The 22,472-nt window shown below is 59.8% G+C and carries 23 protein-coding genes; 6 read left to right on the top strand and 17 right to left on the bottom strand.

The window, feature by feature from the left end; translation table 11 throughout:
* Positions 1-99: 99 nt before the first annotated feature.
* From G6K99_RS11635 to G6K99_RS11675, 9 genes are all read right to left on the bottom strand, one after another.
* Positions 100-477, bottom strand: a complete 378-nt coding sequence (locus G6K99_RS11635) for a hypothetical protein (protein WP_062456663.1) — start codon at positions 475-477, stop codon at positions 100-102.
* 71 nt (positions 478-548) lie between these two features.
* Positions 549-1,223, bottom strand: coding sequence for a phosphoribosylformylglycinamidine synthase subunit PurQ (gene purQ, locus G6K99_RS11640; protein ID WP_062456665.1), 675 nt, complete (start codon positions 1,221-1,223; stop codon positions 549-551).
* Positions 1,220-1,477 carry a hypothetical protein gene (locus tag G6K99_RS11645; protein ID WP_062456667.1) on the bottom strand — a complete coding sequence of 86 codons (258 nt, stop codon included), beginning with the start codon at positions 1,475-1,477 and terminating at the stop codon, positions 1,220-1,222. Before G6K99_RS11645 ends, purQ begins: the two co-directional genes overlap by 4 nt.
* A 17-nt stretch (positions 1,478-1,494) precedes the next feature.
* Complete coding sequence (gene purS, locus G6K99_RS11650) at positions 1,495-1,737, bottom strand: phosphoribosylformylglycinamidine synthase subunit PurS (RefSeq protein ID WP_062456669.1); 243 nt, start codon at positions 1,735-1,737, stop codon at positions 1,495-1,497.
* Positions 1,738-1,752: 15 nt separating this feature from the next.
* The gene (purC, locus tag G6K99_RS11655; RefSeq protein WP_062456672.1) at positions 1,753-2,517 is read right to left on the bottom strand and encodes a phosphoribosylaminoimidazolesuccinocarboxamide synthase; all 765 of its coding nucleotides are present in this window, start codon (positions 2,515-2,517) and stop codon (positions 1,753-1,755) included.
* Between the two features lie 236 nt (positions 2,518-2,753).
* Entirely contained in the window at positions 2,754-3,308 is a 555-nt protein-coding gene (locus G6K99_RS11660; protein ID WP_174196611.1) for an alpha/beta hydrolase, read from the bottom strand.
* A 45-nt stretch (positions 3,309-3,353) separates the two neighbouring features.
* Entirely contained in the window at positions 3,354-4,661 is a 1,308-nt protein-coding gene (gene purB / locus G6K99_RS11665; RefSeq protein WP_062456678.1) for an adenylosuccinate lyase, read from the bottom strand.
* A 102-nt stretch (positions 4,662-4,763) separates the two neighbouring features.
* Positions 4,764-5,438 carry a ribulose-phosphate 3-epimerase gene (gene rpe, locus G6K99_RS11670; protein WP_174196612.1) on the bottom strand — a complete coding sequence of 225 codons (675 nt, stop codon included), beginning with the start codon at positions 5,436-5,438 and terminating at the stop codon, positions 4,764-4,766.
* Positions 5,439-5,508: 70 nt separating this feature from the next.
* Entirely contained in the window at positions 5,509-6,570 is a 1,062-nt protein-coding gene (locus tag G6K99_RS11675; protein ID WP_371816187.1) for a branched-chain amino acid ABC transporter substrate-binding protein, read from the bottom strand.
* A 197-nt stretch (positions 6,571-6,767) separates the two neighbouring features.
* On the opposite strand from G6K99_RS11675, the gene G6K99_RS11680 reads away from it, so the two are divergent.
* The 4 genes from G6K99_RS11680 to G6K99_RS11695 are packed head-to-tail and all read left to right on the top strand — an operon-like array spanning position 6,768 to position 9,765.
* Entirely contained in the window at positions 6,768-7,097 is a 330-nt protein-coding gene (locus G6K99_RS11680) for an XdhC family protein (protein WP_062456684.1), read from the top strand.
* Entirely contained in the window at positions 7,094-7,789 is a 696-nt protein-coding gene (locus G6K99_RS11685; RefSeq protein ID WP_174196614.1) for an XdhC family protein, read from the top strand. Before G6K99_RS11680 ends, G6K99_RS11685 begins: the two co-directional genes overlap by 4 nt.
* Before the next feature lie 3 nt (positions 7,790-7,792).
* The gene (locus tag G6K99_RS11690) at positions 7,793-9,436 is read left to right on the top strand and encodes an NTP transferase domain-containing protein (protein ID WP_174196615.1); all 1,644 of its coding nucleotides are present in this window, start codon (positions 7,793-7,795) and stop codon (positions 9,434-9,436) included.
* Positions 9,437-9,438: 2 nt separating this feature from the next.
* Positions 9,439-9,765, top strand: a complete 327-nt coding sequence (locus G6K99_RS11695) for a TfoX/Sxy family protein (protein WP_174196616.1) — start codon at positions 9,439-9,441, stop codon at positions 9,763-9,765.
* Positions 9,766-9,988: 223 nt separating this feature from the next.
* On the opposite strand, the gene G6K99_RS11700 is transcribed toward G6K99_RS11695, so the two are convergent.
* From G6K99_RS11700 to bcp, 4 genes are all read right to left on the bottom strand, one after another.
* Complete coding sequence (locus G6K99_RS11700) at positions 9,989-10,414, bottom strand: NUDIX domain-containing protein (RefSeq protein ID WP_174196837.1); 426 nt, start codon at positions 10,412-10,414, stop codon at positions 9,989-9,991.
* Positions 10,411-11,964 (bottom strand): DEAD/DEAH box helicase, encoded by a 1,554-nt coding sequence (locus G6K99_RS11705; RefSeq protein ID WP_062456700.1) that lies wholly within the window; start codon positions 11,962-11,964, stop codon positions 10,411-10,413. The genes G6K99_RS11700 and G6K99_RS11705 overlap by 4 nt, the downstream gene beginning before the upstream one ends.
* Positions 11,965-12,192: 228 nt before the next feature.
* Entirely contained in the window at positions 12,193-13,500 is a 1,308-nt protein-coding gene (locus G6K99_RS11710; protein ID WP_174196617.1) for a peptidoglycan DD-metalloendopeptidase family protein, read from the bottom strand.
* Positions 13,501-13,658: 158 nt separating this feature from the next.
* Positions 13,659-14,126: a thioredoxin-dependent thiol peroxidase gene (gene bcp, locus G6K99_RS11715; RefSeq protein WP_062456705.1), complete on the bottom strand. Its 468-nt coding sequence runs from the start codon at positions 14,124-14,126 to the stop codon at positions 13,659-13,661.
* 114 nt (positions 14,127-14,240) lie between these two features.
* On the opposite strand from bcp, the gene G6K99_RS11720 reads away from it, so the two are divergent.
* Positions 14,241-17,648, top strand: a complete 3,408-nt coding sequence (locus G6K99_RS11720; RefSeq protein WP_174196618.1) for a DUF3971 domain-containing protein — start codon at positions 14,241-14,243, stop codon at positions 17,646-17,648.
* A 146-nt stretch (positions 17,649-17,794) separates the two neighbouring features.
* Here the strand turns inward: G6K99_RS11720 and G6K99_RS11725 are convergent, their stop codons facing one another.
* From G6K99_RS11725 to tyrS, 3 genes are all read right to left on the bottom strand, one after another.
* Positions 17,795-18,403 (bottom strand): GNAT family N-acetyltransferase, encoded by a 609-nt coding sequence (locus tag G6K99_RS11725; protein WP_174196619.1) that lies wholly within the window; start codon positions 18,401-18,403, stop codon positions 17,795-17,797.
* Positions 18,404-18,494: 91 nt separating this feature from the next.
* Positions 18,495-18,785, bottom strand: a complete 291-nt coding sequence (locus G6K99_RS11730) for a hypothetical protein (RefSeq protein ID WP_174196620.1) — start codon at positions 18,783-18,785, stop codon at positions 18,495-18,497.
* A gap of 55 nt (positions 18,786-18,840) precedes the next feature.
* On the bottom strand, positions 18,841-20,094 hold the full coding sequence (gene tyrS, locus G6K99_RS11735) for a tyrosine--tRNA ligase (RefSeq protein ID WP_062456711.1): 1,254 nt from the start codon (positions 20,092-20,094) through the stop codon (positions 18,841-18,843).
* Positions 20,095-20,301: 207 nt separating this feature from the next.
* Between tyrS and G6K99_RS11740 the strand changes: the two genes are divergently transcribed.
* Positions 20,302-21,504 (top strand): diguanylate cyclase, encoded by a 1,203-nt coding sequence (locus G6K99_RS11740; protein WP_174196621.1) that lies wholly within the window; start codon positions 20,302-20,304, stop codon positions 21,502-21,504.
* Positions 21,505-21,560: 56 nt separating this feature from the next.
* Here the strand turns inward: G6K99_RS11740 and G6K99_RS11745 are convergent, their stop codons facing one another.
* Positions 21,561-22,238 (bottom strand): alpha/beta hydrolase, encoded by a 678-nt coding sequence (locus G6K99_RS11745; protein WP_062456717.1) that lies wholly within the window; start codon positions 22,236-22,238, stop codon positions 21,561-21,563.
* Between the last annotated feature and the right edge of the window lie 234 nt (positions 22,239-22,472).

Below are 22,472 nucleotides of genomic sequence, written 5' to 3' on the forward strand. Positions count from 1 at the left end.
TCTCCTCGAATCGGCATTATGTTGCCGTTTGACGAGAGAGTGGTCTGCGAAACTCGTACGGAGCTTACGCTATAGACCGAAGGCTTCTGACGGTCGAGATCAGCAGTTGGTGTTGCCAGCGGCCCAGCGTTGCACATCGGCGTTGACGCGGCCCGACACAGGCTCGCTCATCAGCGGGCCGAAGGTGGAAAGCTTGGCAGGTCTGCCCTCCGCCTGCACCACGAGAAGTGGACGGATATCGGACGAGCCCTTGCGTGTCAGAAGAAAGCGTGGACGACCGGAGAAGGACGTCAGTTCCGGCGCGAACGCGTAGGACTTGAAGGCCGGGTCGCCCGACCGGAACCAGCAGCGATTGGCGCCAACGGCAACCTTTTCCATCACGTCGAGCGCCGATGCGTTGCTGACCGCTTTGACGGGTGGTTTCGACTGGCAGGACGCGAGCGCGGTCCCGAGAGCGACAAGAGAAATGGCAGTCATAGTACGGTAAGAGATCTGCATGTCGTTCCCGGAGGGTTATGGTATTGTCTGCTACGGAGACCTGAGACAGGTCAGGCAGCGATCACGTCGAGCGCCGAGGCAAAAAGGCCGCGACCGTCACTGCCGCCATGCGCGGCTTCGATCAGGTTTTCCGGGTGCGGCATCATGCCGAGAACGTTGCCGCGCGCGTTGATGACGCCAGCGATATCGCTCAACGAACCGTTGGGGTTGGTGCCTTCCGCATAGCGGAACACGACCTGGCCCTTGTCTTCCATGGAAGCGAGCGTGTCTGCGTCGACAAAGTAGTTGCCGTCATGGTGGGCGACCGGGCAGCGGATGATCTGGCCCTTGCCATAGGCGCGGGTAAAGTCCGTTTCGGCATTCACCACTTCGAGCTTCACGTCCTTGCACACGAACTTCAGCGACGTATTGCGCATCAGTGCACCCGGCAGCATGCCCGCTTCGACCAGGATCTGGAAGCCATTGCAGACGCCCATGACCTTCACGCCCTGTTCGGCCTTCTGCTTGATGGCCTGCATGACCGGCATGCGGGCAGCAATTGCGCCACAGCGCAGATAGTCGCCGTAGGAGAACCCGCCCGGAATGACGATCAGGTCGATATCATCAGGGATCTCGGTTTCCGTCTGCCAGATGGTGACGGGCGCCTGGCCGGAGATCTTGGTGAGGGCGGCGATCATGTCGCGGTCGCGATTGAGGCCGGGAAGCTGGACGACGGCGGACTTCATGGGTGCGGTTCAAACCTTGCCTGTGCCTCAGACAGCTCGCGCAGCTCGAGGCGGGTTTCGATACGGTCGAGACGCAGGTCGTGGCGCGCCAGTGCCGTGTGGATATTATGCATGTCCTGATGGAGCGATATCATCGCACCACGCATGGCATTCACTTCTGCCTTCAGATCCCGTTGGCCGATTTTGATGTCAGATATGTCTGCTTGCACGCGCTTCATCAGTTCGTACATGAGTTCATTCGTGACGTCGGCCATGACACACCCCGCAACCGTTAGTCGATTGCGATAGTATAGTTCTCGATTACCGTGTTAGCCAGAAGCTTTTCGCACATCGACTTCAGGTCTGCTTCGGCTTTTACCTTATCGGTGCCCTCAAGGGAAAGGTCGAACACCTTGCCCTGACGAACATGGCCGACGCCTTCGAAGCCCAAGCTTCCGAGCGCGCCTTCGATGGCCTTGCCCTGCGGGTCTAGAACGCCGTTCTTGAGCGTAACGGTCACGCGTGCCTTGATCACTGAATATCCCCCGAATTACTTGACAAGAACCGGGCCGGTCCCGCGGAGCGGCTCGTTTTCGTTGATGATGCCGAGACGGCGCGCCACCTCGGAATAGGCTTCGACCAGACCGCCGAGATCGCGGCGGAACCGATCCTTGTCCATCTTTTCCTTCGTCTCAATATCCCAGAGACGGCAGCTGTCGGGCGAGATCTCGTCAGCCAGGATGATGCGCATCATGTCGCCTTCGAAAAGGCGGCCGCATTCGATCTTGAAATCGACGAGCTGGATGCCGACACCGAGGAAAAGGCCGGACAGGAAGTCGTTGACGCGGATGGCGAGCGCCATGACATCATCGAGCTCGGCCGGGTTTGCCCAACCGAAGGCGGTGATGTGCTCTTCGGACACCATCGGATCGGCAAGCTGATCGGACTTGTAGTAGAATTCGATGATCGAGCGGGGAAGAACGGTGCCTTCCTCGATGCCCAGACGTTCCGAAAGCGAGCCGGCGGCGACGTTGCGCACGACGATCTCGAGCGGGATCATCTCCACTTCCTTGATCAGCTGCTCGCGCATGTTCAGCCGACGAATGAAATGCGTGGGAATGCCGATCTTGTTCAGGTGTGTGAAGAGATATTCCGAAATGCGGTTGTTCAGAACGCCCTTGCCGTCGATCACACCGTGCTTCTTCTTGTTGAAGGCTGTGGCATCGTCCTTGAAGAACTGGATCAGCGTGCCTGGCTCCGGGCCTTCGTAAAGGATCTTTGCCTTGCCTTCGTAAATACGGCGGCGACGGTTCATGATTGTTTTCTCGTTGTTGGCACCCGGGGCAGGCGCAATGGATCGTGTTTGTGGGGTCCATATCGGAAAAGATCGCATTTCACAATGCGGGGGCCTTCCGTCCGGTTTTCATCCCGATGAAAAAAGCTATGCCGGCTCCCTCTACCGCATAGGCCGCAGACGAGTCAGTCGTGTACCGCGGCAACGCTCCAGCCTAGCAGGAAAAATGCGTCATGATTCCGGCGTGACCGCCAAGGTCAGGGCTTCAGTTTGCCGAGGAACTGGGCAAACACCATCGTACCCTCCGGCCATGGACCATGCCCCGATTCTTCGTTGATATGCCCGGACTCGCCCGCATCGACCAGTACCGATCCCCAGGACGCGGCGATATCGTCGGCGTGATCGTAGGAGCCGAAAGGATCGTTGCGGCTGGCGACGGTCAAGGTCGGAAACGGCAGTGGATCGCGCGGGTAGGGTCCGAACGTCATCAGGTGCTTGGGTCTGATCTTCGGATTGGCCACCTCGGGCGGTGCGACCAGAAACGCCCCGGCGACCTTCTTCTTGAAAAGAGGAATCGCGTGGATGGCTGTTGCCACGCCAAGCGAGTGCGCGACGAGCACAACGGGTCGCGTCGAAGCATTCACTTCGTCCGCGAGCCTTTGGACCCAGTCGTCCTTGACCGGCTTTGCCCATTCCGCTTGCTCGACCCGGCGAGCGGTGGCGAGCTTAGACTCCCACCGCGTCTGCCAGTGTGTCGGGCCGGAATTGGTGTAACCCGGGATGATCAGGATATCGGCTTCGGATGCTTTCATGCCGCTAATCTGTGTTTGCGTGATTTCAATATCAAGTTGTCGATATCAAGCTTCGCCAAAGACGCGGGTGAAGATCGTGTCGACATGCTTGGTGTGGTAGCCGAGATCGAACTTTTCGCGGATCTCTTCCTCGGAAAGGGCGGCCCGCACTTCCTGATCGGCCAGCAGCTCTTCGAGGAAGTCCTTGCCTTCCTCCCAGACCTTCATGGCATTGCGCTGCACCAGGCGATACGCATCCTCGCGCGACGTGCCTGCCTGCGTAAGCGCCAGAAGGACGCGCTGGCTCATGACCAGACCCTTGAACTTGTTCATGTTCTTCAACATGTTCTCTGGGTAGATCACCAGCTTTTCGATGACGCCGGCGAGACGGTTGAGGGCGAAGTCGAGGGTGACGGTCGTATCAGGGCCGATGGCGCGCTCGACGCTCGAGTGGCTGATGTCACGCTCATGCCAGAGGGCGACGTTTTCCATCGCCGGAACCACCGACATGCGGACGAGGCGGGCAAGACCGGTCAGGTTCTCGGTCAGGACCGGATTGCGCTTGTGCGGCATGGCCGACGAGCCCTTCTGGCCGGGCGAGAAGAATTCTTCCGCTTCCAGAACTTCCGTACGCTGCATGTGGCGGATTTCGATCGCGACATTTTCGATCGACGACGCGATGACGCCGAGGACCGCGAAATACATTGCATGGCGGTCGCGCGGGATGACCTGCGTGGAAACCGGTTCGGCCTTCAGGCCGAGCGCTGCTGCGACATGTTCCTCGACGCGGGGATCGATGTTGGCAAACGTGCCGACGGCGCCTGAGATTGCGCAGGTGGCAACTTCTTCACGGGCTTCGAGCAGGCGGGTCTTGTTGCGATACATTTCCGCATAAAAGCGGGCGAAGGTCAGGCCCATCGTGGTGGGCTCGGCATGGATGCCGTGGCTGCGGCCGATGCGGACCGTATCCTTGTGCTCGAAGGCACGGGTCTTGAGGGCTTCAAGAACACGATCAATGCCGGCGATCAGGATGTCGGTCGCCCGCACGAGCTGGATGTTGAAGCAGGTGTCGAGGACGTCCGAGGATGTCATGCCTTGGTGGATGAACCGGCTGTCGGGGCCGACGAATTCCGCGAGGTGGGTGAGGAAGGCGATGACGTCATGCTTGGTGACGGCTTCGATCTCGTCGATGCGCGCGACATCGAACGTTGCGCTGCCGCCCTTTTCCCAGATTGTCTCAGCCGCCGACTTCGGGATCACGCCGATCGCGGCAAGCGCGTCGCAGGCATGCGCCTCGATTTCGAACCAGATGCGGAACTTCGTCTCTGGCGACCAGATGGCGACCATCTCGGGCCGGGAATAGCGAGGGATCATGAGCGTGCGGCTTTCCTGTCAAGTGTTGCCCAGCCTGTAGCAACAAGCGGGCCAAAGCTCAATAACTTCGGGTTTGTTTGCAGGAAAGAGGGCGCCGGATGGTTAGCGCGCGCTGCTTGCCGCTGTTCTCAGTGCTTCGATATTGCCGCGATAGGCCTCCATGCCGTCACCCTTGTAGATGGCGGAGCCGGCAACGAAGACGTTTGCGCCGGCAGCGCTCGCAGCGCCGATCGTGTCTGCAGTAATGCCGCCGTCGACTTCGATCTCGATCGGGCGGTCACCGATCAGGGACTTCGTCGCACGGATCTTGTCGAGCATGGCGGGGACGAATTTCTGGCCGCCAAAGCCTGGATTGACGCTCATGATGAGGATCAGATCGACGTCATCGAGCACGTTTTCGAGCGCCGACAGCGACGTTGCCGGGTTGAGTGTCACGCCGACCTTCTTGCCGAGGCTGCGGATTGTCTGCAGGGAGCGATGCAGGTGAGGGCCCGATTCAGCGTGTACGGTGATGCTGTCGCAGCCGGCCTTTGCGAAGGCCTCAAGAAAGGGGTCGGCCGGTGCAATCATCAGATGGCAGTCGAAGAACGCATCCGTATGCGGTCGCAGCGACTTGATGACGTCAGGTCCGAATGAGATGTTGGGGACGAAATGACCATCCATGACGTCGAGATGCACCCAGTCGGCGCCGGCCTGCACAACGTCGATGACTTCCTGGCCAAGCTTGGAGAAATCGGCGGCAAGAATGGACGGGGCGATGCGGATCGGCAGGGTCATGGGATGGGTCTCCGGTTTGAGGGAGGCTTTATCATCCCGTGGCGACAGGAACAATCGCCTGGCCAGACCATCAGTCGGTGGCGGGCCCGATCTCCACAAAGTCCGTACCTTGCCACTCCACTAGGCGGAACGGGTTCTGCTTCAACTCGTGGTCCGGGCCGAAGGCGACGGGACCGATCGCAGTCGTGAAGGAGCCTGCCGCAAGAGTGTCGGTCAGGGAACGACCATTGGACGTCTCGGTCACCGCCCGGTGAACAAGTTCCGTTGCCGCATAAGCGGGCAGAACGTAGCCTTCCGGCTCGACATTGCCTGCGCGAAGTTGCGTGACGGCGGTGGAAGCTTCAGGCGCAACTGCGTAATCCGGAAGGGCTGCCGCGAGCACGCCGTTGGCAAGGCCAACAGGACGGTTTGCGGCACGCAGCGCATCTCCGCCCATGACTGTCAGGGAAACGCGTTCGGCTGCAGCGTCGCGAACGATGATGGCGGTATCGTTTCGGTCGCCACCGATGAAGACATGAGTCGCGCCGGCCTTTGCCAGGCGGCGGACGAGAGCGATCTGTTGCTCCTGGCCTGGCCTGAACACGTCGGTGAACGCGGGGCGGATGCCTGACGGTTCCAGCTTCTGGCGCACGGCGCTTGAGAGCTCGCGGCCATAGATCGTGCCGTCGTCGATGAATGCGATCGGCTCGGCTTTCCAGCGGGATAGGATGGCAGCTGCAACAGCATCCGCTTCGGTGGTTTCGGTCGGTGCCAGACGGAAAAACGGCCAGTCGTTGCGAAGTGCATCCTCCATCAGGATCTTCGACCGCACCGAGACCGAAACGGCTGGAATAGCGGCGGCCTTCAGAGCGGGCATCGCCGTCGTCAGCGTTTCCACGCAGAGGAAGCCGATGGCCGCGCTGGCCTTTGCATCCGTCAGAGACTTCGATACCGCGAGCCCGCCATTCTCGTCACAGCTCTCGTCCAGCTCCACCAGCGTATCGCCATTGGCCTCGGCGGCCGCACGGGCGCCTTGGTAGATCTGGGCTCCGAGGAGGGCGTATGGACCCGATTTCGGTGCGACCACGCCGATGATCGCGGCCGATGCAGACGGAGCAGCGAGGAATGAGGCAAACAGGCCGGCTGATATCAAAGTGCGAATGTCCATGCCTTCCCTTAACTCATTGCGGCTTGCGTTCCAGCACATTTAGCTTTCCCATCCGACCGGTCAAAGAGAATCGCGTCACGACGATAAAAACTGCGCGCAGACGTGGAAAAGCGCGGGTAAGGCTTCCATATCGTCACAACGCGCCGATGCGTGTTTCGAAAATTGCCGTCTGAAAGGCACCGATGACCGTCACATCCAGTCTTGATCCACTCGTCACCGCCCAGAATTGGGCCGAAAGCGGCCGCGATGTGGCGATCGCAACCGTCGTTGAGACCTGGGGATCTGCACCACGTCCGATCGGAAGCCATCTTGCGATCGATGGCGAGGGAAATTTCGTCGGCTCCGTTTCGGGCGGCTGCGTCGAGGGCGCCGTGATTACCGAGGCGATAGAGGTGATTTCGTCAGGCACGCCGAAGATGCTGGAATTCGGCGTTGCCGATGAGACGGCGTGGCAGGTCGGGCTTTCCTGCGGTGGCAAGATCCGCGTCTATGTGGAAAGGCTCGGCCGATGAAGTTCGATGATCTGGCGCGTCTCAACGGCGCCCGGCAGGAAAGACGGGCCTCAGCGACAATAACCGACCTTGCGTCGGGCGAAATTTCTCTTGTTTCCGAGGAAACGGTTCCGGAGGGTCCGCTTGGTGCCGCCATCGCGGACGCGATGCGCAGCGGCAAGGCCACGAGCGTCGAAATCGACAATCGCATTCTGTTTATCAATGTCTATCTGCCGCCGCCAAGGATCGTCGTGATTGGCGCGGTTCATATCAGCCAGGCGCTCGCCCGTCTGGCGCCGGTGGCGGGCTACGACCTCACGATCATCGATCCTCGGACAGCCTTTGCCACCGAAGAACGGTTTGGTGATGTCGATGTCATCGCGGAGTGGCCCGAAGACGTGCTGAGAGAGCGACCGTTCGATAGCTATACGGCTGTCGCGGCCCTGACGCATGATCCGAAGATCGATGATTTTCCCTTGTCGCAGGCGCTGAAGGCGGGCTGTTTTTACGTCGGCGCGCTCGGTAGCCGCAAAACTCATGCGAAGCGCGCTGATCGACTGAAGGATATGGGACATTCCGAGGAGGAGATTGCCCGGATTTCAGCGCCGATCGGTCTCGACATCGGTGCTGCGAACCCGGCCGAGATTGCGCTTGCCACACTTGCCGACATCGTCAGGTCGTTGCGCCGGCGCGACCTCCTTACGCAGGGTTAGGGAATGAAATACGCCAGCTTCCCGTTGCGTGAGGCCGAAAACATAGTGCTTGCCCATTCAATCCGGTTTGAAGGTCAGCGCGGACGACTGCACAAGGGTCACCGGCTAGCGCCTGATGACATCGAGCGTCTTCGCGAAGAGGGTATCGCTTCCGTCATAGGCGTGCGGCTAGATGCAGGAGACGTTCTTGAAGACAAAGCGGCGGGAATGCTGGCCGCCGCAATCGCACCTGATCACCTCACGTTTTCGGAGCCAGCAACGGGACGTGTCAACGTTTATGCGGCAACGGCCGGTCTGTTCGTCGCCAACACGCACGTCGTCAACGCGCTCAACGGCGTGGACCCGTCGATCACGCTTGCCTGTCTCAAGGATCGCGTATCGGTCAAGGCAGGCGACATGGTCGCAACGTTCAAGATCATTCCGCTCGCTGTCGATGGCGATTGTCTCGGGAAGGCTGTGGCGCTGCTTGGGGCTTCTACACCGTTTGAGGTCAAACCGTTCGAGGCTCATGCTGTCACGTTGATTGCAACGGAGCTTCCGACGCTGAAGACGTCGGTGATGGATCGAACGGCGAAGCTCATCGAGCAGCGGCTTGCACTTTCGGGCAGCACACTGGTGCGCGAGATCCGTATTCCGCATACGCACGACGCCCTGACCGCCGCACTGCAGGCGCTTGATCTCGGGAACTGTCGCGAGCCTTCGCTGGTGATCGTGTTTGGTGCGTCCGCCGTTGCCGATGAAGAGGACGTCATTCCGGCTGCGATCCGAGCCGCTGGCGGTGTGGTGATCCGCGTCGGCATGCCCGTCGATCCCGGCAATCTTCTTGTTTACGGCCATATTGGTGGTGTCACGGTGCTGGGAGCACCCGGTTGTGCACGGTCTCCGAAGGAAAACGGTTTTGACTGGATGCTCCACCGGCTGCTTGCCGGTGAAAGACCGACATCGGACGATATTGCCGGAATGGGTGTGGGAGGACTTTTGATGGAGATCCCGACAAGGCCTGCGCCGCGGGACCGCAGCGAGAGCAAGGACGATGTCTCGCTTTCGGTTGCGGCTGTCCTGTTGGCCGCCGGTCAGGCCAGGCGCATGGGAGAAAGTGGCCTTCACAAGCTGCTTGCTGAGTTTGACGGTGTGCCGCTCGTGCGCCGCTCCGCCGAGATGCTGTTGGCCTCGAAGGCCACACCCGTGGTCGTTGTCACCGGTCACCGACAGCAGGATATTGCGGCCGAGCTATCTTCGCTCGACGTCCGTCTCCAAGACAACCCCTCCCATGAAGCGGGGATGGCGAGTTCTCTGATTGCCGGCTTCACGAGGCCCGATGTCGCGGCAGCCGATGGGGTCCTCGTCATGCTGGCAGATATGCCGGGCGTGACCGTCAGCCATATCGATGCCTTGCTCGGTGCCTTTGGGGACGCCGGTGGCGAGGCGATCGTGCGCGCAGTCTCCAACGGCAAGCGCGGCAATCCGGTTATTCTGCCGCGCGCCACCTATGATGCTGTACGGAACCTGCAGGGCGATGTCGGCGCAAGGGCGATTATCGAAACCTCCGGTCTTCCGGTGATCGATGTCGATATCGGTCCGGCAGCCCATCTTGATGTGGATACGCCCGAAGCCGTCATTGCTGCAGGTGGCGTTCTGAGGACGTAACGATGGATAATATTGCGATCGAAGAGATGTTCGAAGGTCTCGGGCCCGTCAGCATCCGTCGGATGTTCGGCGGCAAGGGCATCTACCATCAGGGCCTCATCGTCGCGATCGAGCTGCGCGACGAACTGATGCTGAAAGCCGATGCCGTAAGCGCGCCTGAGTTCGCTTCTGCAGGCGCGAGGCAGTGGAGCTACGAAGGCAAGAAGGGCAAGTCCGTGATGATGCCTTACTGGACGGTACCGGAAGACGCGTTCGAGGACCCCGACCTCATGTCAAAGTGGACAAGACTGGCTTACGAGGCCGCAATCCGGAGTGAAATCGACAAGTAACCTATATTTTTGGCACTGCGAGATTTCGCGTATTGAATAGGCAATAGGTGTCGCGCTAAAATAGGCATCGTAATGGGGGATGCAGGCTTACCGAGCAGTCGGTGCGTTTCCATCTGACGTAAAATACAACGCTATTTCATCACGGGCAGCCGTTCCGGGAAACCGGGACGGCTTTTTGCGTTGCTGTTTTATCAACGTCCGCCGCGGGCTGGAAGTTGTGTGTTCAGATTTTGGAAAGATGTTCAAATGCGCGGATCGAGAAGACCGAGAGTGGCAGCGGCGGATCGGCAGGGTCAAACCATCCCAGATCCGAAAGCTTGTCCGGTTCGGTCAAGCGTGGCTCGCCGGAGAAATCGCGTGTGACGTAGATCATGGAGATCCAGTGTTGTGCGTCTTCCGGGAGGATCTGTTCAGTCGTGCAGAGAAACTCAACTTTGCCGATCGACAGGCCGGTTTCTTCCTCGGCCTCACGACGTGCCGCATCCGCGGACGGCTCCATCTTATCGACCTTGCCGCCGACGATGTTCCAGTAACCGGCTTCCGGCGCCTTCAGGCGACGGCAGAGGAGAACCCTCCCATCATCCCGCAAAATGACCAACCCGGCGCCGACGCCGGGAAAGTCTATGCCGGGTCTCAAGGACAAATTCAGACCTTGGCGTTGGCGACGATCAGCATGAATGCCGGAATGTCGTCACCGAAACCGACTGGTGTCGGGCCGTCATCGTGGTCGCGGTAGTGACGGCGACGCTCGCGGTTGTCGTCATTGGCAGGATTCGGAGCAGGGGCCGGGCGAGGAGCGCGTTGTGCGCCATTGTTCTGCGGCTTCCTGTCGGCGCTACGTTCGCGCTTTACGTCTTCTACCCTGGCTTCAATCATATTTTCCGTCTGGCTCCGATCATCCTGGCTCGTCGGTTCTGCAATCTTGACCGGAGCTTCTACGCTCCTGGTCTGCTCGGCGCGCTTGCCGCGACCGCGATCCTTGTCGCGCTCGCCACGCTTGCCGCCACGATCGCGACCCTGGCCGCGTTCCTGACCCTTGTCGCTGCTTTCCATCGGTGCCGGCAGGGCAGCGATGTCACCGTTCAGCCATTCGATCTTTTGAGTGATCAGCTTTTCGATGGCATCGAGATACTTAGCATCGGATTTTGTCACAAGCGTGAACGCACGACCGGACCGTCCTGCACGGCCGGTACGGCCGATGCGGTGGACATAGTCTTCCGCATGGATTGGAACGTCGAAGTTGAAGACGTGGCTGACGTCGGGAATATCGAGACCGCGCGCTGCGACGTCGGAGGCGACCAGAAGCGTGATCTGGTTGTCCTTGAAGCCTGCCAGCATGTTGGTACGCGAGCGCTGGTCCATGTCGCCATGGAGCGCGCCGACCGAGAAGCCGTGGCGCTCAAGCGAACGGAAGAGATCGGCGACATCCTTCTTGCGGTTGCAGAAGATGATCGCGTTCTTCAGGTCGTCCTGCGCGCGGATGAGGTCGCGAAGGGTTGCCCGCTTCTCGTAATCCTTGTTATGAGCGGCGACCAGGCGCTGCGTCACCGTCGTTGCTGTCGAAGAAGGCTTTGCCACTTCGATGCGTTCCGGGTTCTGCAGGAAGCGGTCGGCCAGCTTCTGGATTTCCGGCGGCATGGTTGCCGAGAAAAACAGCGTCTGACGCGTGAACGGGATCATCTTGGCGATCTTTTCGATATCCGGGATGAAGCCCATGTCCAGCATGCGGTCGGCTTCGTCGATCACCAGGATCTCTACGCCGGTCATCAGCAACTTGCCGCGCTCGCAATGGTCGAGCAGGCGGCCTGGCGTGCAGATCAGCACATCGGCGCCGCGCTCAAGCTTGCGATCCTGCTCGTCGAACGACACGCCGCCGATCAGGAGAGCGACGTTCAGCTTGTGATTCTTGCCGTATTTTTCGAAGTTCTCGGCGACCTGTGCCGCGAGTTCGCGGGTCGGCTCGAGGATCAGCGTCCGTGGCATGCGGGCGCGGGCACGGCCTTTTTCCAGAAGTGTCAGCATCGGCAGCACGAAGGATGCCGTCTTGCCTGTTCCCGTCTGCGCGATGCCGCAAATATCGCGGCGCTGCAGGGCAAAGGGGATGGCACCAGCCTGGATCGGTGTCGGGATGGTGTAGCCCGAGTCGGTGACTGCAGAGAGTACTTTCTGGCTAAGGCCAAGATCAGCGAATGTGGTCAAAGGGAAATCTGTTTCCGTTGCAATTCGGGGAAGTGATCCGGTGCCGACGGTAACTGGCGTACGACAACTGGCCCGCGACATAGGACCAAAATGCCGGAAAGTCAAGAAATCCCGGAATATTGCTGCCGGATGTGGTGAATAGAGGCGGCAAGGCTTCCAATGTGTTGTCGAACGCGCTCAGTTTCGCAACGCATGACCCATTCCGGACCTCTCGCGCATCTTTGCGGCCTAATTGAGATAATTGTAGAGCTTCATACCGGCGTTCAGGAAATGCACGGGGTCGACCGGCGAACCGTCGCGTCGCACTTCGTAATGAACATGCGGTCCCGTGGACCGTCCGGTGGAGCCTGCACGTCCGATCACCTCGCCGGGAGCCACGGTTTCTCCTGCTCTGACAAGGATGCGCGACATGTGGCCATAGCGCGTGGTGATGCCTTGGCCATGATCGATCTCGACCAGATTGCCATAGCCTGCTGAGGGACCGGCGACAACGACTTTGCCGGCGCCCGTACTCTTCACGTCGTCACCGGTCTCGGCTTGAAAATCGATGCCTGCATGCAGCGCAAGGCGTCCGACAAACGGGTCCATCCGATTACCAAACCGGCTGGTCACGGAACGGCCGGGGGCCGGGTTTCCGAACGGCAGCTCGCGCGCCACGTCGCGGACGCTTTCGAGCCGGTTAAGCGCGGAATCGAGATCATCGAGCGATGTGTCGAACGTGTCCGAGAACAGCTGAGGCTGGACGTAGGGGCCACCGATACCCGGGTCCGGTTCGGTCGGAGGAGCGGCCGCGACCTGCACGCCCGTACGCCGGAGGATGGACGTGATGGCGTCTGCCGTCTGCGATGCGCCAGTGGTAAGAACGGCGATCTTGACGATCTGGCGCTTCTCGATGTCCTTCAAGGACAGAGTCACCTTGGAAAAGATGCGGTCGGCTCGATCCGCGAGATTTTCGCGAAGCGGGGTGTAGGCCAATGGGTTGGCGACGCCGAGATCCGCCGGAGCGGAACGGTTCGACAACAGGCCTTCGATCGCGTCCAGTCCATGACTGACGGATGCCTGCTTGTCCTTGCCTTCTGCCTGGTAGGCTGAAGCTGGTGACGACGAGGTGCCGGCGGACGGGACGACGCCCGATTCTTCCGCGCGGTCTAGAAGCGAACCAAGCTTGCCGTGCCGCGAAAAGAGGGCGTTTTGCTGTTCAAGCAGTTTCTCGACCTTTTGCTCCACGACCTGCTGATCGAGCAACTGGCGGGATGTGATGCGGTCGAGCTGGGCGCGCAGGGCAGAGATCCGGTCTTCGTAATCATGCTGCATGCGCGCCTGGCGCGCCATCGTTGCGCCGATCAGATCGTCGCGGATCACGAGATAGCTGGTGGCGCCGAGATATCCGATCGCCAACGCGCCGACGACGCAGACGGAGACTGCCGCCATCCAGGGGCGGATCGTCATGTGGCGGATCTTTTCGCCGCTTGCGAGAATGAGAACGTGCTCGGGAGCACGATTTCCAAAAACGCGGCTTTGAGTTCCGTTTGCCACCTTCTGCTCCTGAAGATGCGCATGAGACGAGTCGTGCGCGGTGATCCTTCCTCCGCACTAGACCGCTTTATAGTTAACAAACCGTTGTTTTTCGTGCCGCAGGGCAGGAGGCGTGACACCTCCCTGTCGCATCAACATGCGACAGGGAGGTGGCTGGCTTACAGGGTCTGTACGGCTTTCAGCACCTCTTCGGCGTGACCGGCAACCTTTACCTTCGGCCAGACATTTGCGATCCGGCCATGGGCATCGATCAGGAACGTCGTGCGGTCGATTCCCATGTACTTGCGCCCGTACATGCTCTTTTCCTTCCAGACGCCGTAGAGATTTGCGACGGCGGTATCCTCGTCCGATCCGAGGATCACTGCGAGCGCATGTTTCTCGACGAACTTGTCGTGCTTCTTCACCGTGTCCGGGGACACGCCGATGACGGCGGCGCCGGTTTTTTCGAACTCGGGGAGGAGGGCCGTGAACGCCAGCGCTTCGGTGGTGCAGCCGCTGGTATCGTCCTTTGGATAGAAGTAGAGAACCACCGGCTTGCCGGCGAACGTCTGCAGCGAGACGGTACCACCGCCGTCGCGGGGAATATCGAACTGTGGGGCGATGTCGCCAATGGCCAATTCAGACATGAATTTCCTTTCTTTCGCCGGGATCTTGAGCAATTGTCGGCCCATCGGTAGTCTATTGGTGCCCGTTGCGTCTAGTCAGGCTGCAGCGGGTCTTGAGAAGGTAATGTCAGCCTGATGGCGGAAATTCGCGGCGAAAAGGTCAGCTTCAACCGCAAGGATATGGTTCCGCTGCACGAACTTCCCTCTGCACAGGCGGAAGATCCCATTATCGTACACTGCCCACCGCGCCGATCGCGCATGCGCCGCGTGGGCAAGACCTTTTTGCTGTTTACGATGCTGATTCTGGCTGCTGCCGGAACTGCGATTGTCGCCATCGAGAGCGGCGTCGTCGACGGCGCGCTGACGGCGCGGGCCCAGTCGGCCCTCAACAACGCGATCGGGCCCCGTTATGTCGCTTCGGTCGGTTCGACGGCGATCCGGTTTGATTCGGTGATGCGGATCGCGATCGAGGCGCGCGACGTGGATATCGTCGAGCAAGCGAGCGGTCAGCGGCTGAGCCGTGCCGAAGCGCTGCGGATGGCGATCGATCCGATGAAGCTTCTCGGTGGTCGCGTTTCCATCAACAACATTTCCGCGCAAGGCATTCGGCTGGAGACGGCGCAGTTGCCGGCAGGCGACCCTATGGCGCTGTCGCAGGTTCGCGTCGATGCGATGCCGAAGCTGCTCGAGCAGGCGTTCCAGCGCCTTGATGAAGTGCGCGGCCTGATCGAGCGTACCGGCACCGCATTCGTCCGGATTGCCGGCATCGAAATCGTGCTTCCGTCTGCCCCTGGCCAGAAGCCGCTGATGTTCGTCGTCAACGAGCTCAATATGCAGCGCAACCTGGAGGGCGAGATCGATATCAGGGGGATCGTCAGCCTTAACGACCGCCAGGCAACGCTGGTGGCAGGATCCCAGACTATCGAAGGCGTGACGACCGGACTTTCCGCAAAGCTCATGGGGCTGGACGTGACGTCCTTCCTGTTGCATCGGGATGCAGCCGGGATGCCGCGCGAAGGGCTGGACAGTGCCGTCGATCTTGAACTTGCTGCCACCCGTTCGCGCGAGACCACTGTTCCGGTCATCACCGCAAAGCTCAAACAGTCGCCAGGACGGTTCTATTTCGACAGTATCGAGCAGCCCTTCAGCGGCGCGGATATCGACGTTGCCTATGATTTCACCAAGGACGCGATCGAAATCCAGAGATCGGAAGCGCGTTTTGGCCCGACTGTCCTTCCGTTCACCGGCGCGGTCGTCGATCTCAACAGGGTCGATCCGGCAGACCACCGGCCGGGGTTCGGCCTCGATCTCCTCGTCAGCGGCGGAACAGCAGCCGGCGCGTCGAATGCCGAAGAACCGGCACAGTTCGATCTGAAAGCCGTCGGACGCTATCTCTCGGCCGATCGCGAGTTGCAGTTCGACGAGATGGCGATGTCCAGTCCGCTTGGGCGGATGGCCGCTGCACTGAAAGTGCGCTTCGGCACGCAGTCTCCGGAAATCAGCTTCGGCGGTCAGTTGCCACAGATGCAGGTGACTGCAATCAAGCAGCTCTGGCCGTTCTGGATGGCCCGCAAGGCACGCGACTGGGTGATGGGAAACATGTTCGGGGGAACGCTGAGCAACGGCTCCATCGCCGTCTTCATTCCGGCAGGACGGATGAAGGGACCGGGCGTTCCGCTCGATCTCAACCGCAACGAACTGCAGATCAGTTTCGACCTTGCCGACGGGCGCGTCAACCTGCCCGCCGACATCCCGCCGCTTCGCGACATCTACGGCCGTTTCGACCTGAAGGGTGAAGCGATGCAGGTCGACATCACGCAAGCGGGTTCGTTTTTTCCGTCGGGGCGCGCGGTCAAGGTTGAGGGAGGGCGTTTCTCGATCCCATCGACCTACGCGAAGCCGCTGATGGCCGATATCGCGCTGAAACTGAGCGGGCCGGCGGATGCCATCGCGGAACTCACGAGTTTCAAGCCCATCAACGGTCTAAAAAACACAGAGTTCAAGCCATCGGATTTTTCCGGCACTGCCAAGGTGGATGTGAAGGCGCAGTTTGGTCTGGTCAATGACCAGAACCCGCCGAAGCCGGTCTGGAATGCGCATGCGGATCTGCGCGACGTTGCGCTGGCGACGCCGGTGTCCGGTCGCAAGATTTCCAATATCGACGGCACGCTCGATATCGATCCGCAGGCCGCCAGACTGAGCGCGAAGGCTGCGATCGACGAGGTGCCGGCAGACGTCACCCTCGTGCAGCCGATCGACAGCGCGTCGACTGTCAAGCGTGAACAGGTCATCAAGGCAGTTCTCAGCGACAGCCAGAGGGACAAACTGGTGCCCGGTCTCTCGGAGATCGTCCAGGGCACGATCAGCGTGGAACTGACCAGGCTCGATGATACCAGGCAAGGCGTCAGCCTCGATCTGACGCGCTCTGCGCTCTCGATCCCGGGCATCGGCTGGACGAAGGGCAACGGCGTCGGTGCCAAGGCGCAGTTCGAGATTGCCGGGGAGGGCCTCCAGCGGACAGAGCTCAAGAACTTCGAACTGGTGGGCGACGGGTTTGGCGCGCAGGGCAATATCGTCCTCACCAATGGTAGCCTCTCGTCGGCGGAGTTTTCGAGCGCCCGCCTGTCGCCGTCCGATAATTTCAGCGTTGCGGTGAAGCAGTCGAAGGGTGTCTTCGATGTGTCGATCGGCGGATCCTCTGCCGATATAAGGCCTATCATCACCAAACTTCGCTCGGCTACGCCTAGTGCAAGTGGGTCGGGTTCCTCTGCCAAAAGCAGCGGTGGCGCGACGATCCGTGCCAAGCTCGATCGCATGGTCGGCTTCAACGACGAGGCCCTGTCGAACGTCAATCTGTTGTTTGCGATACGCGATGGCGACATTGCCTCGGCCGACCTTTCCGCCGTAACGGAAAGCGGGCAGGCGGTTGTCAGCGACATAACGAAGGGCAACACGATCTCGATGACCAGCGGCGATGCCGGCGCCGTCGTGCGGTTTGCCAATATCTACAACAACATGCGGGGCGGTCTTCTCAATTTGCGGCTGCGATCGCAAGGGTCCGACTGGGCCGGCAATGTCGACATCCGAAGCTTCGCTTTGGTGGACGAGCAGCGCCTGCAATCGCTGGTGTCGACCCCTGTGGGCCGGGATGGGGAAAGCCTCAGCAAGGCGGTCAAGAAGGAAATCGATCTCAACGCCGCGCGCTTCCAGCGCGGTTTTGCCTCGCTCGTTTACCGGAACGGTGCGCTCTCTGTTGCCAACGGCATCGTTCGTGGCGAGCAGATCGGCGCGACATTCCAGGGCATGCTGCGCGACGCCCGCGGCAGCATGGACATGACCGGCACCTTCATGCCGGCCTATGGAATCAACCGGCTTTTCGGCGAGCTTCCGCTGATCGGTGCCATTCTCGGCAACGGACGAGACCGCGGACTGATCGGCATCACGTTCAAGCTCGAAGGTGTGTTCGACAAGCCCAAGCTGACGATCAATCCGCTGTCGATCATCGCGCCCGGTGTGTTCCGACAGATCTTCGAGTTCCAATAAAAAAAAGGCCCCGCGAACGAGGCCCCTAACTTAAATGTATAATACTTTCTTTCGGAAGGAACGTTCGCAAAACTCCGACTTTTGTGAGTGAGTTTTGGGATAGATATCACCCTGAATAAAAGGCGGTTTCGAATTTCTCGCTTCACTTAGGATTTCTGCGGTAAATGCTTGCCCATCAGAATCCATTCTCCCGGTTCATCTGAACCAGGAAACGGGAAAAATGACCGTCTGCTCCATTCGGTAAAGCCACTTGCCTGATATAGGCCATATGCTTTCGCGTTGAAGCTGCCAACCATGAGCGTCAGACGGTCGCTTCCTGCAGATCGGGCCACGCGCTCCGCTTCTACCAGCAGTGCCTTCCCGAACCCCTTACCCTGGAATTCTTGGTAGATCGCAGCGGCAGAGATATACCACGTCCCGGCAGCCAGTGCTTTCAACTCGTTGAGCGGTTTTACGACCTCCATGTTAGGAGCAGGACCGGATATTTCTGGAATTATATACCCGTTTAAAGCACCAACGCTCTGGCCTTTATGTTCGGCGATACGCCAATTCGTGAAGTGGGTAAAATGACCCTCGTCATTGCGGATAACGTTCCGGCCGATCTCGCACGCCGATTCTCCGGGAGAAGCCATGTTCCCCCACAGGAATGAGGTCAGTCGGCGTGTTGCCATGTCCGCGAAAAGAACGAGATGGGCACAATCTTCTTGGGTTGCGCTGCGAAACTTGATGGGCATAAGGGCTGGCGTCGAGGTCATGCTTGCTCCCTGATTTGAGGGTTCAGACAACAAAAAACCTGCCGACATAGGGGTGGGCAGGTTCCGGGAAGTCCCATGATGGTGGGGAGGGCTATCCCTCCGGAAACTCACGCCACCGCAGAATCAACACGCCACGCTGCACAGTCATGCAGCGTCGGCGTCGGATGATGTTTGCGGAGCCAGTGTTCATGATGGTGAGAATGTTCGAGCTTGCAAAGAAGGTCAATAGCCGCTGATCGGTGCCATCCTCGGCAACGGACGAGACCGCGGACTGATCGGCATCACGTTCAAGCTCGAAGGTGTGTTCGACAAGCCCAAGCTGACGATCAATCCGCTGTCGATCATCGCGCCCGGTGTGTTCCGACAGATCTTCGAGTTCCAATAAAAAAAAGGCCCCGCGAACGAGGCCTTTTCATTGTTCTGCAGACCGCTGGCACTCAGGCCGGGCGGACGAGGATATGCTTCTTCTTGCCGAGAGACAGCTTGATCACGCCGTCGGCCGTAACGTCGCCGGTGCCAATGACAGCGCGTTCGTCCGAGACCGCCGTATCGTTGATGCGCACGGCACCACCCTGGATATGCCGGCGAGCTTCGCCGTTGGAGGCTGCAAGGCCTGCCTTGACGATCAGTGCCAGGAGGCCAAGACCAGCCTCCAGTTCCGACGATGCGACGTCGATCGACGGCAGGTTGTCGGCAAGCGCACCTTCCTCGAACGTCTTGCGGGCGGTTTCAGCCGCTTGCTCGGCATTGTCGCGGCCGTGCAGCATGGCGGTGACTTCCGTCGCGAGGATCTTCTTGACCTCGTTGATTTCCGAACCGGCAAGTGCTGAGAGGCGGGCAATCTCGTCCATGGGCAGAGTGGTGTAGAGCTTCAGGAAGCGCGAGACGTCTGCGTCCTCGGTGTTGCGCCAGTACTGCCAGAAGTCATAGGCCGACAGCATGTCCGGGTTGAGCCAGACCGCGCCGTTCATGGACTTGCCCATCTTCGCACCCGACGATGTCGTCAGAAGCGGCGAGGTGAGGGCGTAGAGCTGCGGTGTCCCCATGCGGTGACCAAGGTCGATCCCGTTGACAATATTGCCCCACTGGTCCGAGCCGCCCATCTGCAGGCGGCAACCGTAGCGCTGGTTGAGCTCCACGAAATCATAGGCCTGAAGGATCATGTAGTTGAATTCGAGGAAGGACAGCGACTGCTCGCGGTCGAGGCGCGTCTTGACGCTGTCGAAGGACAGCATGCGGTTGACCGAGAAATGACGGCCGACATCGCGCAGGAATTCGAGGTAGTTGAGATCGCGCAGCCAGTCGCCGTTGTTGATCATCAGCGCATCCTTCTGACCTTCGCCGTAGCTCAGGTAGTTGGAAAAGACGCGCTTGATGGAAGCGATATTGCTTTCGATCGTGTCGATCGTCATCAACTGGCGCGCGTCATCCTTGAAGGATGGATCGCCGACCATGCCGGTGCCGCCGCCCATCAGCGAGATCGGCCGGTGGCCGGTCTGCTGCATCCAGTGCAGCATCATGATCTGGATGAGACCGCCCGCATGGAGGCTTGGTGCCGTCGGGTCAAAGCCAATATAGGCCGTCACGGTTTCCTTGGCGAACAGTTCGTCGAGACCCGATTCGTCGGAAATCTGGTGAATGAAGCCACGCTCATCGAGCGTGTGGAGGAAATCGGACTTGAACCTGGACATCTTACTTCTCTGTGGATGCGTTTTTTGTCTTGAGAGCCGGCGTCTAGCACTGTTTTGGTGGTTTATCACTCCAAAAATGCAGCGAAATGCGCTTGCACTTATCTGTGACTCGCCGTCATGGTTCATTAATCTTTTGTTTTCTGCCAAGCCACTAAGGTGAAGGCAGGACTGCGGCATTCCTTATTTTCTAAATGCATTGTTGGGTTGATGAACGGGGCAGTTTTTTTCCTGGGGGTGAATTTCGTCGTCGCGATATGTTTCTGTATCGTGTTTGCGGTTGTTTCCACCCGCAGTCGGTCGCGCGTTGCCGCGCTTTGGTTCGGGGCCGGTTTCGGCGTCGCTTCACTGGCCGCTGTTTGCGAGATTGCCGTCGCCTATCTGCCCTGGCCGCGTCCCTGGGCGATCGGAGCTTTTGCAACCGTTCTCGGTGGCATGATTTTCCTGCTTTTCGGCATTGGCAGTCTCTATGACGTTCGCATCAACCGTCGACTTGCCGGATTGATGTTCGCCGTCAGCTCCTTCGGAAACGTCTTCGTCTATGATCTGCGGCCCGGCACGCCGCTTCACGCATTTTCCTACCAGACTCCGTTTGCCCTGGTTATCCTCGCAAGCGCCGGCGTGGTTCTGCAGGCTTTGTTGCGCTCGAACCGGCAACTGCTGATCGACAAGGTCGTGTGCGCGCTCCTTGCGGTCACAGGGGTACACTTCATCGCGAAGGCCGTACTTGCGATCGCCGTTGGTGCCGGGTCCGTCGCGACAGACTATATCCGCACCGACTATGCGCTGATCTCCCAGAGCCTGACGGCTGTTCTGATGGTCGCGGTCGGCCTGACACTGCTGTCGGTGCTGGTGCTCGAAATCATGGCGGATGAACGCAGCGTGTCGGAAAGCGACGCTCTGTCGGGCCTTGCAAACCGGCGCGGCTTCGAGCGCCGGGTGAGATCCGCGATCGCGACGTTTCCAAAAGGACCGCATGCGGTGGTTTTATGCGATCTTGACAGGTTCAAGACCATCAATGACACCTATGGGCATCATGCCGGGGATATGGTGATCCAGAGTTTCGGGACCTTGCTTTCCTCGTGCGCGCCAAAAGAAGCAATCGTCGGCCGGATGGGCGGCGAAGAGTTCTCCGTGTTCCTTCCCAACACGCCGATGGACGTTGCGCTGATGGTGGCTCAGGCTCTGAGGGGCGGCACGATGGCGATGTCGGTGGCGGGTCTGCCACCCACCTCAAGGATCACGGCGAGTTTCGGCGTCGCCAATCTCACCAGCCCCGACGCGCTCGACGAAATGTTCCGGCAGGCGGATGTGGCGCTCTATGCCGCGAAGCGGGCCGGCCGTAACCGGGTTCATGAAGCGACGTCAGACGATGGGCGTCCGCGTGCGGCACATGTGCGACCGGTCAACTGAAGATACGAAAATGGCCGCAAACGCGGCCATTTTTGTTTCTTCGATGCACAGTAGCCTTAGCGGATGCGCTTGGCAGCCGGCTCGGGGACGAGTTCGCCATTGAGGCGGCGATCGAGGTAATCCTCGCATTCGCCCATCAGCGTTTCGGTCTGACCGTTGAAGAAGTGGTTGGCGCCCTCGATGATCTTGTGCGTGATGAGGATACCCTTCTGGGTCTTCAGCTTCTCGACGAGGCCGTTGACGTCCTTTTCAGGCGCAACCCTGTCTGCATCGCCGTTGATGATGAGGCCGGAGGAGGGGCAGGGCGCCAGGAACGAGAAGTCGTAGATGTTCGGCTGCGGCGCAACGGAGATGAAGCCTTCGATTTCCGGGCGGCGCATCAGAAGCTGCATGCCGATCCAGGCGCCGAAGGAATATCCGCCGACCCAACAGCTCTTGGAATCCGGATGCAGGCTCTGGACCCAGTCGAGTGCCGAGGCTGCGTCGGACAATTCACCGGCGCCGTGGTCGAACTCGCCCTGGCTGCGTCCGATCGAACGGAAGTTGAAGCGGAGCGTCGTGAAACCGCGCTTCTGGAACATATAGAAGAGCTGGTATACGATCTGGTTGTTCATCGTGCCGCCGAACTGCGGGTGCGGATGCAGGATGATGGCGATCGGCGCGCTCTTTTCCTTGGAAGGCTGATAGCGGCCCTCCAGGCGGCCTGCAGGGCCGTTGAAAATCACTTCGGGCATCGGTACTCCGGTCGGTCAAACGTGATCTGATGCCAGACTGGGTTGCTATCCACGGTTCATCCGTCGAGTTTGACTTGACGAAGCCGCTCAGCTTTTCTAAAACCCAGTTTAGAACCATTCGAAATTGGGGCCGCCTTGGCAGCGCCCGATGCGATGTCTCTTAAGGCAAGCGTGGCCGGAATTTCAAGAAAAATGCGGCCTGCGGCAACCCTAGATGAGACCCAACGGTAATTA

Source organism: Neorhizobium sp. AL 9.2.2, assembly GCF_013317225.1.
GTDB lineage: Bacteria > Pseudomonadota > Alphaproteobacteria > Rhizobiales > Rhizobiaceae > Neorhizobium > Neorhizobium soli.